We start from the raw sequence: 12,679 nt of genomic DNA, 5'->3' as shown, positions 1-12,679 counted from the left end.
TTCCCTCCTAGATAATGCTTTCGGAACTATCAGCTTTGCGCGTTCGCCCCTGCGACAATCTCCGTAATTTCTTGGGTAATCGCGGCTTGACGAGCGCGGTTGTATGTCAGGGTAAGCTCATTGATCATTTTCGTCGCGTTTTTCGTCGCGCTGCCCATCGCCGTCATTTTGGCGCCAAGCTCGCTCGCTTTGCCGTCAAGAAGCGCGCCAAAAATCAACGTTTCGGCATACTTCGGAAGCAGCACTTCGAGCACACCATCTGGCGAAGGCTCATACTCATAGCTGCTGGTTGGACCTTCCGCTTGCACGGACTCGAACGGAAGCAAACGCTCGACCGTCGGCAGCTGCGTAATCGCATTGATAAACCGACTATAGCAAACGTAAATTTCATCGAACTGTTCCGTCTCAAAACCTTGAACGGCCGCGTACGTCAACGATTTGATGTCCGCAAATTTCGGCGTATCGGACAGTTCGGTCACTTCTTCAACGACCGGATAATTGCGGCGTCTGAAATAGTCTCTGCCTTTTCGTCCGATCACGAAGATGCCGTATTCCGACGAAGAGGTGTGCTTGCTCTTGATCAGATCCGTTACTTTCCGCAAAATATTCGCGTTGTAGCCACCGACCAGACTGCCGTCCGAAGTAATGACGATATACGCCGTTTTCTTCACCGGACGCGATTCGAGCATCGGATGGCTAACCCCTTGAGTTCCGGCGGCAATGCTGGAAACGACCTCTTTCAGCTTTTCCGCATAAGGGCGGGAAGCCTGCGCTCTTTCCTGCGCTTTGCGCAGCTTGGCCGAGGCTACCATTTCCATCGCTTTCGTGATCTGCCGGGTGTTCTGAACGCTTTTGATCTGGCGCTTGATTTCGCGCATCCCTTTTGCCATGATTTCACCACCTCAAAACTTTGGCGGAGCCAAAGTTACTTCGTAAGCATAGTCTAAGTTTTGGCGGGGCCAAAACCGCTTCGTAAGCAAGTGCTTGAACTTTGGCGAAGCCAAAGTTACTTCGTAAGCATAGTCTAAGTTTTGGCGGGGCCAAAACCGCTTCGTAAGCAAGTGCTTGAACTTTGGCGAAGCCAAAGTTGTTTTACACAGCCACAAACCGGCGTTTGCCCATAAAGCCAAAGCCGGTTTATGCTTCAACTCATTTATGCCTTCGTCGCGAATCCGCGTTTGAATTGCTCGATCACTTGTTTCAGCTTTTCTTCGTTGTCTGCGGTCAAATCCTTCGTATCGCGGATCGACTGCAATACATCGTCATGATTGTTTTGGATGAAGGACAGGAATTCCGTTTCGAAACGGCGCACATCGCCCAGCGGGATATCGTCCAGATAACCTTTAACCGCCGTATAAAGGCTGACAACCTGCAGTTCAACGGCAAGCGGTTGGTTTACGCCCTGCTTGAGGATCTCCATCATCCGCGAACCGCGCGTCAGGCGCGCTTGCGTCGATTTATCCAAATCGGAACCGAATTGGGAGAACGCCTGAAGCTCGCGATATTGGGCGAGATCAAGGCGCAGGCTGCCCGCAACCTTCTTCATCGCTTTGATTTGCGCCGAGCCGCCTACCCGGGAAACGGAAATACCGACGTTAACGGCCGGACGTTGACCGGAATAGAACAGGTCGGACTCCAGGAAGATCTGACCGTCCGTGATCGAAATAACGTTCGTCGGAATATAGGCCGAGACGTCGGACGCCTGCGTTTCGATGAACGGCAGCGCGGTAATCGAGCCGCCGCCGAGCTCGTCGCTCAGCTTCGCGGCGCGTTCCAGCAGACGGGAGTGCAGATAGAATACGTCGCCAGGGAACGCCTCGCGGCCCGGAGGACGGCGAAGCAGCAAGGACAATTCGCGGTAAGCCGCGGCTTGCTTCGACAAGTCGTCATAGATAATCAAAACATGCTCGCCTTTGTACATGAAGTACTCCGCCATGGCAACGCCGGCATATGGAGCGATGTACAAGAGTGGCGACGGTTCCGAAGCGGAAGCCGTTACTACGATCGTGTAATCCAACGCGCCGTGACGGCGCAGCGTTTCCACCACGTTTACGACGGTGGATTGCTTTTGCCCGATGGCTACGTAAATACATTTCACGCCGTTGCCTTTTTGGTTAATGATCGTATCGATGGCGATCGCCGTTTTACCGGTTTGACGGTCGCCGATAATGAGCTCGCGTTGGCCGCGGCCGATCGGTACCATCGAGTCGATTGCCTTGATCCCGGTCTGCATCGGTTCATGTACCGATTTCCGTTCAATAACGCCCGGCGCATTGTTTTCTACCGGACGGAATTCCGTCGTCTCAATCGGCCCTTTGCCGTCAACCGGCTGGCCGAGCGGGTTCACGACGCGTCCCAGCATAGCTTCCCCGACCGGAACCTGCATAATCTGCCCGGTGCGTTTTACTTGATCGCCTTCGCGGATCTCGCTGTAAGGGCCAAGGATAACGACACCGACATTGCTTTCTTCCAGGTTGAGCGCAAGACCAAAAACGCCGTTTTCAAACTCAAGCAACTCGTTTGCCATGGCGTTTTCAAGTCCGTGGACACGGGCGATACCGTCGCCAACTTGAATAACGGTGCCGACCTCGGCCACTTCGATTTCCGATTTATATTGTTCGATCTGACTTTTAATCAGCGTGCTGATCTCTTCAGGTCTGATACTCAAGTGTTTCACCCCTATCTACAGTGCTTGTCTTCGAAAAGACTTTTCAAGCCGTTCCAACTTGCCGGCCAAGCTTCCATCGTATAATGTATCGCCGATTCTGACCTTCATGCCGCCGAGCAGCGATTTGTCGATCTCGTTTTCGACGCGGATTTTTTTGCCCACGAGCGCGCCGAATTCGGCAGCAACCTGCCCTTTTTCTTCTTCGTTGAGCGGATACGTGGTCAACACCACCGCATTGGCGATTCCAAGAGCATCGCTGGAGATTTTGATGTAAGCGTCCAGCAGTTCCGGCAAAATCCCGATTCTTCCCCGTTCCACCAACAGCTTCGCCAGCGAGACGACGGACTTGGACAACTTGCCCTCGATCGCTTGGGATATCACTTCCCATTTTTGGCTTTCGGTGATGTTCGGCGAAGAAATAAAATGCGAGACTTCTGCTCCGGACCGGAAGGCGCCGACGAGCGCTTTCAGCTCTTCTTCCACTTCCAGCGTCCGGTTTTCCCCCGCCGCGATCTCGTACAACGCTTTGGCATACCGTTTGGCTGCTACGGATTCGCGGCTCATGAGCGGCCACCGACCTCTTTAAGATACTTGTCAACCAGTTCGCCTTGAACTTGGGTATCGCTGACCTCTTTTTCGATCAGCTTGGAAGCAATCTTCACGGAGACAGTTCCCACTTCGTTGCGAAGCTGTTCCACCGCACGGTTTTTCTCGTTTTGAATATCGCGCAGCGCCTCTTCCTTCAAACGAGTGGCCTCATCTTTGGCCTGCTCCAGCATTTGAGCCGCTTGCTTGCTGCTCGTTTGCTTGGACTGCTCGATGATGTCGTACGCCTCTTTACGCGCTTGCTGCAGGGCCGCCTTCTGCTCCTCCACAAAAGCGCTTGCTTGCTCGCGGGTTTGCGCGGCTTCGTTCAGCTGCTGCTGCACGAGCTCGCGGCGTTTTTCCATCACGGAAAACAGCGGGCCAAAAGCATATTTATTTAACAAGAAGTATAGAATTCCGATCGCAATCAGTGCGATGACGGTATTTTCCCATACGAAACTCAATCTCAAGTCACTCCTTTCCGAAGCCTATCCGCATATAGCGAGATCGTTCTGCCTGGGCTAAAAAGAAGGCGTGGACGGCTGTGGCCTTCCCCGCCAGTTCTTCTTTCCCTTTTCATTTAGCCGGCCAAACCATAGAACATGAAGGCCAAGACCACGCCGATGATCGGAAGGACCTCGATCAGACCAACGCCGATAAACATCGTCGTTTGCAGAGTGGATTTCGCTTCCGGTTGACGCGCGATCCCTTCGACCGTTTTGCTGATAACCATCCCGTTACCCAGCGCTGCGCCAAACGCGCCCAAACCTGCTACGATAGCTGCTGCCAATAATGCCATTGCTCCCATTTGTATATCCTCCTTAAAAATAAATTCAATTTGTATAGTTCAGTCAGGATGAAGCAGTACTCCATTCCGTAACTTGAAACTGATTTTTAAAACCTTGCAGCGTAAATCTCATGTTATCAATGCTCTTCTTCATGGCTCTCCAGGTTCTGCGAAATATACACCATCATCAGAATGACAAACACAAACGCCTGAATCGCACCGACGAAAATACTGAAGCCCTGCCAAATCATCAGCAGCGGTACAGAAGCGATCATCCCGATGACGCTGGCCTTCGCCAAAGTCATGATCGTGGAGATCAACACCTCGCCCGCAAAAATATTGGCAAATAGACGAACGCCGTGCGTCAGCAGCTTCGACAGCTGCTCAATGATGTTAATCGGCAGGAAAAACGGATACGGTTGGATATAGTGCTTCAAATAATTTTTCGTGTTTCTCGTAAGTCCAAGTCCGTGGGATATCAGGAATACCAGCAATGCCAGCCCCATTGTCACGCTTACGTCCGCGGTCGGGGATTTCCACCAGGCCACTTCGGCGTGCGCTTCCTCATCCGGGTGCTTCGCGTGTTCTTCCTCAAGCACCTTCACAACGGAGGTAATTTCGTGTCCGAAAATGGTTGCTTTTGCCGGGTCGGTATACTCCGTGGCGATCCCTAACGGAAGCCCAAGCATATTGGCCACAAAAATGAACATAATCATCGTCATAGCCAGGGATAAAAAAGGCTTCCCTTTCTTCCAGTCCATCGTGCTTGAAATCATGTTCTGAACGAATTCAACCGCCCATTCCAAAAAAATTTGCAATTTTCCGGGATTCTCGACAGACAGGTTTCGCGTAGCCAATTTCGCCAGCACAAAAACGATGGTGCAAGTTACGACCAGCATCAAAATGATCGACAAGTCGAAACGCAGGCCGCCCAATTCAATAATCGGAGCTTCATGCATGTTTTCTCACCCCCAATCTCAGGTTGAATACAACTCAAGGTTTGCGAGAATATTTGATGCCTATAATAAGAAGGTAAAGTTGCGCAAAAACCAGACTCCCGGCAACCGCATACACGTTGAGGTACTGCGGATATTTCATGGCGGCGAATACCGCCAAGACCGCCGTAGCCGTCCGGGTAAGAAAACCCATGTTGATCCGCTTGGCTTCGCCGGCCGCAGCCGCATCACCCAGACGCCGCACCTTTCGGCCCAGGTAATACGCATTGATCCAGCTTACCGCCGCACCCAGCGCCATACCGAGCATAATGCTTTGCAATCCCGGCAATAAAGCGCCTCCCAAAAAGCAAAGGGCCAAGAAACCAAGCGTCCCGGCTGTCAAAGCGCGGCTTAATTTCGACAGCTCATCCATTATTTCCCCCTCATGACCGATCTGATCAGCGCTACGATGCCGACGATCCCGACCGCAATTCCTGTTAGAACGCCCAGACCGATACCGACACCATTCGTCAGCCAAAGCTTATCCAACCAGGAACCGAAGTAGAAACCGCCGATCGTGCATATGGCAAAATTCGTCCCTAAGGCCGTTACCAAAGCGGCAACCTTCCATACACTGTTGTTGCCTCCAGGTTTTATCGGATCCTCCATTTCAATTCACCCTAATAATCCCAATTTATTTTACTAACTGTGAACAGTTCTTGTCAATTGAGGTTTTTTAGCGGTTTAAAGTCGTGAAATGCTAAATTTGTCCTTGCAATCCTGGGGCAAACGCATACAGCGTACAGTAATACTGTATACTTTTTTATGCTTGCGATCAAAACAAATTTTCGTCAATTTGTGAACTTTCTGTGAAAATCCTCCGGACGCTCGTCCGTTATTCCAAAATAGTGATAAATCGCATTGACAATTCGCGTAGATGCTTTCCCATCACCATATGGATTAGCGGCATGGCTCATGGCGGCGTAAGCTTTTTGATCGCAAAGCAGCGCCTTTGTCCGTTCATAAACCATCTCCTCGTTCGTGCCGACCAGTTCCAGTGTCCCTGCCTCGATTCCTTCCGGACGTTCCGTCGTGTCGCGAAGCACGAGCACGGGAACGCCAAAGGAAGGCGCTTCTTCCTGCAAACCGCCCGAATCCGTAAGTATAAGGTGGGTGTGCGGATAAAAATTGTGCAGATCCACCACATCCAAAGGATCGATAAGTTTAATACGGGGATGCCCTCCCAAAGTTTCGTGGGCGGGACCTTTAACCGCCGGGCTTGGATGTACCGGATACACGATGGCCACATCCTCAAACTCATCGGCGATTCTCCGCACGGCGCGGAAAATATTCAGATGCGGTTCGCCCTGTGATTCGCGGCGGTGAGCCGTCATCAAAATCAACCGTTTGCCTGCGGCCCAGTCGAGCACATCGTTCTTATAATCAGGTTGTACTGTATATTGAAACACATCTGTTACCGTGTTGCCTGTGACATATATAGCTGACGACGGCTTATTTTCCTTCCGCAAATTTCCAGCGGACCACTCCGTCGGAGCAAAATGCAGGTCCGCAAGCACTCCAGTCAACTGGCGGTTCATTTCTTCCGGATACGGAGACAACTTGTTCCAGGTGCGCAGGCCCGCTTCGACATGGCCGACTTTGATCTGTTGCAGGAAAGCTGCATAGCTGGCCAGGAATGTCGTGAGCGTGTCGCCGTGGACCAGCACGATATCCGGCTTCGCCTCGCGCAGCACCCCTTCCAAACCTTGCAGTACGCGAATCGTGATTTCGTTCAGGCTTTGGCTCGGCTTCATCACATCCAGATCGTAGTCCGGAACGATTTTAAACACGTCCAGCACCTGGTCCAGCATCTCACGGTGTTGGGCCGTCACACACACGATAGAGTCGATATGGTCGCTATGCTTTTGCAATTCCAGAATCAGCGGCGCCATTTTAATCGCTTCCGGCCTTACGCCGAAGACGGTCATTACTTTAATCTTAGACATGTCCCATTCCCTTCCTTTAGCGGTAATTCAAAAAGTTGTCTTTTGATCACGAAGTTGGTACACAGCAGCATATTCGACATCGAATCTTGAATTCAGCCGGGCCTTCCGTTGCTCACGTAGGATCATCCTACGCTCCGCTACTCAGTCCCTAGCTTCATCCAACCTTCTTGGTGCTGAAAAGCCAACTTTTTGAACAATACTTAAATGAGGTAGTTCAAAAAGTCGTCTTTGGATCACTTCGTGCCGTACAGACGGTCGCCGGCGTCACCCAGGCCAGGGATAATATAACCGTGATCATCCAGGCGTTCATCCAGGGCGGCAACGTAGATATCGACGTCCGGATGGGCGTCATGCACCGCTTTGACTCCTTCCGGGGCGGCGATCAGGTTCATCATTTTGATTTGCGTGCAGCCGCGTTTTTTCAGGGCGTCGATCGCCGCGATCGCCGAACCGCCTGTCGCCAGCATCGGATCGATGACGATCAACTCGCGTTCCTGTACATCCGTCGGCAGCTTTATGTAATATTCCACCGGCTGCAGCGTCTGCGGATCACGGAACAGTCCGACATGCCCCACCTTCGCCGCAGGCAGCAGCTTTAACACGCCGTCCAGCATGCCCAGCCCCGCGCGGAGAATCGGAATAAGCCCGAGCATCCGGCCGGAAATGACCCGCGATTCGGCCTCGGCCACAGGGGTTTGCACCTTGATGGATTCCAGCGGAATATCCCGCGTAATTTCATAGGCCATTAATGTGGCCACTTCATCCACCAGCTCGCGGAAATCCTTCGTGTTCGTTCGCATATCACGGATAAATGTCAGTTTGTGTTGGATTAAAGGGTGATCGCATACCACCAATTTCGCCATAATTAGTCCCTCCGGTTCTATTGCTAAGTTTCCATTTGCATCAAGTTTCCCAAATTCCAATGTGCACAAATCTTGTTTATTATATCACTGTCTTTTTTCGAATGCCATGAAGGGGCCGGTATGGAATCGACTGGCAAAAAAGAGCAAAGAAAAACGGCGTATTGGCGTACTTTCGCTGGAAAGCAGAGACAAATGGGTAGCGAAATGCAAAAGTGCAGTACAATTCCGGTCAAAAGCTACTTTTTTATCGGAAGGCTCAAATGAGATGCACTTTTGCATTTGTATCGCATAAGTGGGCCAGTTTGAGGTGAATAAACTGCACTTTTGCACTTGGTCCACCAAACCGTCTTTCTTCAAAAAAAAGCGCCATAGGCGCCCTGCAACAAAATCCGTCTTTTAGCCGGCTCGCACCGTTTGGCGCGAACCCTCGGCTCATGACTCTTCTATATAATGGTCGTATCTGCTGGAAATCAGGTAGTCTCCCCTTGAATCAGGGTGATGTCCACCGTCGTATTGTTGATCAATTCCCCTTCCGTATTTTCGATCATTCGGATCAACGTGTTTGTCAGCATGGCGCCGATCCGGTCACTGGGCTGCATGATGGTGGTTAGCTTCGGATTTTGCAGCATCCGCGTGAAGCTATGGTAATCGTAGCCGACGATTTTAAAATCCTCTGGCACCCGGATACCGTGCTGCTGCGCGTAAATGTACAAGGCGTATGCCACGATGTCATTGCTGCAAAATACGCCGTCGTATTCGCCAAGCTTGTCCGGCGGCAGCTTTTCGGCGATAAACGACCAGAAATAATCGAAGGTGAGCTTGTTGTGTGCGCCTTCAATGATATCGTAGGCAATGCCGTGCTTCATGCAAGTGATCACGAAGGCGTCCCTCCGCCGGTTGGAGAGCATATCCAGACCGAGCGGCCCCGAGATATGCAGGAGCCGTTTGCATCCCCGCCCGATCAGATGCTCCGTCGCCAGTTCCCCGCCTCTGTAATTGTCGGAGCCTACGCAGGGGATATTCGGCGATACGAGACGGTCAAAGGAAACGATCGGAAAAGGAACCTTCTTATAACTTTCGATATCCATCGTATGGCTGCACATGATGATCCCGTCCACCCGGTTCTGGCGCAGCATACTAATGTAGTTCGCTTCCTTGTCCGGGTCCTCGAGGGAATTGCAAACGAGCAGCTTGTAGTTTTTTTCATTCGCGCTCATTTCAACATACTTGATCAAATCGGAGAAAAACGGGTGATTCGAGTCGGGAACGATGATCCCGATAAAATAAGACTGATTTTTCTGCAGCGCCCTGGCGATCTCGTTGGGATGATAATCGATCATCTCCATCGCCTTTTCCACCTTGCGGCGGGTTTCTTTGCTGATATATCCCCGGTTGTTCATCACTCTGGAAACGGTCGTCACGGATACTCCGGCAACTTTGGCCACATCTTTGATACTCGCCATTTCATGCATCCCCTCACTTTATCTATCGAAAAGAACCCGCAACTCGGAATTGTCTATTTCCATAATAGTCGGCCATATCCTGGCATACAACTGTTTTCATATGATTAACGATACCATAAAACTTTGTAAATTATCAGTTACTATATCCTTATTTTACGGGATTTTTTTATAGGAAAACGTTTGACATATTTTTTGCACGGTTATAAAATGAGTTGTATTCAAAATCTAGGAGGTCTAATAGTTATGAAGAGAACGCTTTCATCACTGCTGTTAGTCGGCTTATTGTCCCTGGCGCTTGCGGCGTGCGGCGGCAATTCGGGCAAAGGCGACGCCGGAGCCGGCAACGCCGGCGGCAGCGGGGCGAAAACCGAAATTTCGGTGCTGGTCGGCAAACAGGAAATTTCGAAACAGTTTGAAGAAATGGTCCAGGAATACAACAGTTCGCAGGACAAGGTCAAAGTTTCGCTGATTCCGATGGCCGGACAAAATGGCTACCAGCGGATCACCACCCTGTACGCTTCCAATAACGCGCCGAACATCATGCACTTTCTGAGCGAATTCGATCAAATGAAGGACAAGCTTGCCGATCTTTCCGATCAGGAATGGGTGCAGCACGCCAATGCCGGTACGCTTGATTATGTCACCGTCGACAACAAAGTATACGGTATGCCGATGTCGATCGAAGCCTTCGGCTTCCTGTACAACAAGAAGGTGCTGGACGCAGCCGTAGGCGGCAGCTTTGATCCTTCCACAATCCGCACCCAGGACGACTTGAAGGCTTTGTTCGACAAGATTGAGGCAACCGGCGCAAAAGCTGTTGAAATCACCCCGGTGGACTGGTCCCTGGGCGCGCATTTCACGAACGTGTTCGCCGCAAACGAGTCCCAGGATCACGCGGGACGTTTGCAATATCTCGAAGATCTGAAAAGCGGCAAAGTGGACCTGGCCCAAGACCAGGTTTTCAACGGCTGGCTGGACACGCTGGATCTGATCAAACAATACAACTACGCGAAGGACGCGCCGCTCTCCGCAACCTATGACGACGCTCCGATCGTGCTCGCGGACGGACAAGCCGGCATGTGGTTCATGGGCAACTGGGCCTATACCCAAATTAAAGAAATCGATCCTGAAGGGGAGTATGGATTCCTGCCGGTTCCGGTCAGCAACAACGCCGGCGATTTCGGCAACAGCCGTATTTCTGTCGGCGTTCCGGAATATTGGGTCGTCGATGCCAGCCAATCCACGCCTGAAGAACAGCAGGCTTCGAAGGATTTCCTGAACTGGATGGTGTCCAGCGAAAAAGGTCAGGACTACTATGTAAATCAGTTCGGATTTTTGCCGGCATACGACAATTTCACGACCAAACCGACGGATCCGGTCTCCACATCGGTGCTTTCCTACACGGAATCCGAGAACACGCTGGCATGGATGAACTCCTACTATCCGCCTGATGCCTTCCCTGCCATGGCGGCCAGTCTGCAAAAATACCTGGGCGGAGAAATCGACAGAGCCGGGTTGACCAAGGAGTTCCAAGCTTACTGGGCTTCCGCGGGCAAGAAATAAGCGAGGCGCAAGCATCACCAGCAAAACGGCCGGGAATAAGCATGGACGCTTGCTCCCGGCTCATTTCAGGCGCCAGATGGGAGGTTCCTCATGTACAACGAGAAAACATGGATCGACAAACTGAAAGTTTTTATGACATTCGGCTTTATCCCTTTATTCGCTTTCGCGACAGTCATACTCGTCCCCTTTTGCATGGGAATATTCACGACGCTCACGGACTGGAACGGCACCTCCGACACCTTTCATTTTTTGGGACTTTCCAACTATCAAGCTGCCCTGACCGATTCGACATTCTGGGCATCGATGGGAACGACGCTGAAATACGTGGTCGTCACGCTCGTGCTGACCAACGTCGTCGCGTTTGGGCTCGCCCTGCTCGTCACCGGCGGTTTTAAAGGGCAGAACTTTTTCCGCGCCGGATATTTTACGCCCAATCTCATCGGGGGCATTATTTTGGGGTTCGTATGGCAGTTTATTTTTGCCAGAGTATTTACGTACGCCGGCCGCGAGCTGGACTGGGGATTTCTGTCTTCGTCCTGGCTGGGCGATCCGGATAAAGCGCTGTGGGCCCTTATCATCGTGAGCATTTGGCAAAACGCCGGCTACATGATGCTTATTTACGTAGCGGGGTTGAACGGGATTTCGGCTTCGCTGACCGAAGCGGCCAGCCTGGACGGAGCGTCCTATATCCGCCAGTTGTTCAACGTCAAAATTCCGCTCATGGTACCCGCTTTTACGATCAGCTTGTTTTTGACGCTGCAAAGAAGCTTCATGGTATACGACACGAACCTGTCGCTGACGAAAGGCGACCCCTTCCGCTCGACGGAATTGATCGCCATGCACGTGTACAACGAAGCCTTTGTGTACCAGCGTTTCGGGCCGGGGCAAGCTAAAGCGTTTATTCTGTTTGCCGTGGTGGCGATCATCGCCATTGTTCAGGTCAGCGTGATGAAAAAGGTGGAGGTGGAAGCATGATGACCGGATCGTCCCGAATGAAAAAAGCATCCGCGCTTGTATTGAATGTACTGCTGCTGGTTGCGTTCATTTTTCCGCTGCTTATGATTATCGTGAACTCGTTTAAGTCGCGGATCGATATCGTGCGCAATCCGCTTGCGCCGCCGGCGGACTGGAGCTTTGCCAACTACACCGAAGCTTACAAGACCATGGGATTCGGCAGCGCCTTTGTCAATTCCTTGATTATCACGGTTTTCGCCGTCGCGCTGATCTTGATCTTTTCCTCCAGCCTCGCCTTCTTCCTGGTAAGGTGGAAATGGAGAATCAACCACATCATCCTGCTGATGCTGATCGCTTCGATGATTATCCCGTTCCAAGCGATCATGATTCCGTTCGTCTCGGTGTTCGGGTCTTTGGACATGCTCAGCAGCAAATGGTGGCTCATTTATTTCTACCTCGGGTTCGGCATCAGCTTGTCGACCTTTATGTACCACGGTTTCATTAAGGGCGTCCCGGTCGATATGGACGAAGCGGCGCTGATTGACGGAGCCGGACGGATCAAGCTGTTCAGCAGCGTGATTTTTCCGATTTTGAAACCGATCACGACCACGATCGCCATACTTAACGTACTTTGGATTTGGAACGACTTCCTGCTTCCTTCGCTCGTTCTCATATCGCCGGAAGACCGGACGCTGCCGCTGTCCACCTACTATTTTTTCGGTAAATATACGTCCAATTACGGAGTAGCCATGGCGGCGCTGGTTCTTTCGATGATTCCGATCGTGATCTTCTACGTGGCGATGCAGCGGCAGATCATCCAGGGCGTTGTGGAAGGAGCCGTCAAATCGTAATCAA

The 12,679-nt window shown here is 51.5% G+C and carries 14 protein-coding genes; 3 read left to right on the top strand and 11 right to left on the bottom strand.

The annotated features are described in order from the left end of the window. Nucleotides 1–29: 29 nt before the first annotated feature. From atpG to DYE26_RS26305, 11 genes are all read right to left on the bottom strand, one after another. A complete protein-coding gene (gene atpG, locus DYE26_RS26355; protein WP_036619234.1) occupies nt 30–890 on the bottom strand; it encodes an ATP synthase F1 subunit gamma in 861 nt (286 codons plus the stop codon). 263 nt (nt 891–1,153) lie between these two features. Beyond that, complete coding sequence (atpA, locus tag DYE26_RS26350) at nt 1,154–2,668, bottom strand: F0F1 ATP synthase subunit alpha (RefSeq protein ID WP_036619232.1); 1,515 nt, start codon at nt 2,666–2,668, stop codon at nt 1,154–1,156. Between the two features lie 15 nt (nt 2,669–2,683). Next, on the bottom strand, nt 2,684–3,232 hold the full coding sequence (locus DYE26_RS26345) for a F0F1 ATP synthase subunit delta (RefSeq protein WP_036619230.1): 549 nt from the start codon (nt 3,230–3,232) through the stop codon (nt 2,684–2,686). After that, nucleotides 3,229–3,717 (bottom strand): F0F1 ATP synthase subunit B, encoded by a 489-nt coding sequence (gene atpF / locus DYE26_RS26340; RefSeq protein ID WP_036619228.1) that lies wholly within the window; start codon nt 3,715–3,717, stop codon nt 3,229–3,231. The genes DYE26_RS26345 and atpF overlap by 4 nt, the downstream gene beginning before the upstream one ends. A gap of 116 nt (nt 3,718–3,833) precedes the next feature. Next, entirely contained in the window at nt 3,834–4,061 is a 228-nt protein-coding gene (atpE, locus tag DYE26_RS26335) for a F0F1 ATP synthase subunit C (RefSeq protein WP_036619226.1), read from the bottom strand. Nucleotides 4,062–4,177: 116 nt separating this feature from the next. Then, nucleotides 4,178–4,999, bottom strand: a complete 822-nt coding sequence (gene atpB / locus DYE26_RS26330; protein WP_036619225.1) for a F0F1 ATP synthase subunit A — start codon at nt 4,997–4,999, stop codon at nt 4,178–4,180. A 34-nt stretch (nt 5,000–5,033) separates the two neighbouring features. Beyond that, nucleotides 5,034–5,408: an ATP synthase subunit I gene (locus DYE26_RS26325; protein ID WP_036619223.1), complete on the bottom strand. Its 375-nt coding sequence runs from the start codon at nt 5,406–5,408 to the stop codon at nt 5,034–5,036. Beyond that, nucleotides 5,408–5,644 carry an AtpZ/AtpI family protein gene (locus DYE26_RS26320; protein WP_036619222.1) on the bottom strand — a complete coding sequence of 79 codons (237 nt, stop codon included), beginning with the start codon at nt 5,642–5,644 and terminating at the stop codon, nt 5,408–5,410. Before DYE26_RS26320 ends, DYE26_RS26325 begins: the two co-directional genes overlap by 1 nt. A 182-nt stretch (nt 5,645–5,826) precedes the next feature. Continuing rightward, nucleotides 5,827–6,981: a non-hydrolyzing UDP-N-acetylglucosamine 2-epimerase gene (gene wecB, locus DYE26_RS26315; RefSeq protein ID WP_036619221.1), complete on the bottom strand. Its 1,155-nt coding sequence runs from the start codon at nt 6,979–6,981 to the stop codon at nt 5,827–5,829. A 233-nt stretch (nt 6,982–7,214) separates the two neighbouring features. Next, entirely contained in the window at nt 7,215–7,844 is a 630-nt protein-coding gene (gene upp / locus DYE26_RS26310; protein ID WP_036619220.1) for a uracil phosphoribosyltransferase, read from the bottom strand. Nucleotides 7,845–8,314: 470 nt separating this feature from the next. Continuing rightward, nucleotides 8,315–9,307, bottom strand: coding sequence for a LacI family DNA-binding transcriptional regulator (locus tag DYE26_RS26305; RefSeq protein ID WP_036619218.1), 993 nt, complete (start codon nt 9,305–9,307; stop codon nt 8,315–8,317). Nucleotides 9,308–9,550: 243 nt separating this feature from the next. On the opposite strand from DYE26_RS26305, the gene DYE26_RS26300 reads away from it, so the two are divergent. The 3 genes from DYE26_RS26300 to DYE26_RS26290 all read left to right on the top strand — a co-directional run bounded on the left by DYE26_RS26300 (nt 9,551) and on the right by DYE26_RS26290 (nt 12,675). Next, entirely contained in the window at nt 9,551–10,870 is a 1,320-nt protein-coding gene (locus DYE26_RS26300) for an ABC transporter substrate-binding protein (protein WP_036619217.1), read from the top strand. A gap of 90 nt (nt 10,871–10,960) precedes the next feature. Then, entirely contained in the window at nt 10,961–11,845 is an 885-nt protein-coding gene (locus DYE26_RS26295) for a carbohydrate ABC transporter permease (protein WP_036619215.1), read from the top strand. Further along, the gene (locus DYE26_RS26290) at nt 11,842–12,675 is read left to right on the top strand and encodes a carbohydrate ABC transporter permease (RefSeq protein ID WP_371861047.1); all 834 of its coding nucleotides are present in this window, start codon (nt 11,842–11,844) and stop codon (nt 12,673–12,675) included. Before DYE26_RS26295 ends, DYE26_RS26290 begins: the two co-directional genes overlap by 4 nt. Nucleotides 12,676–12,679: the final 4 nt, after the last annotated feature.

Origin of the sequence: Paenibacillus macerans (assembly GCF_900454495.1) — a bacterium.
Taxonomy (GTDB): Bacteria; Bacillota; Bacilli; order Paenibacillales; family Paenibacillaceae; genus Fontibacillus; species Fontibacillus macerans.
The sequence above is the reverse complement of the archived record's forward strand: the minus strand, read 5'-3'. Positions and strand labels throughout refer to the sequence as shown.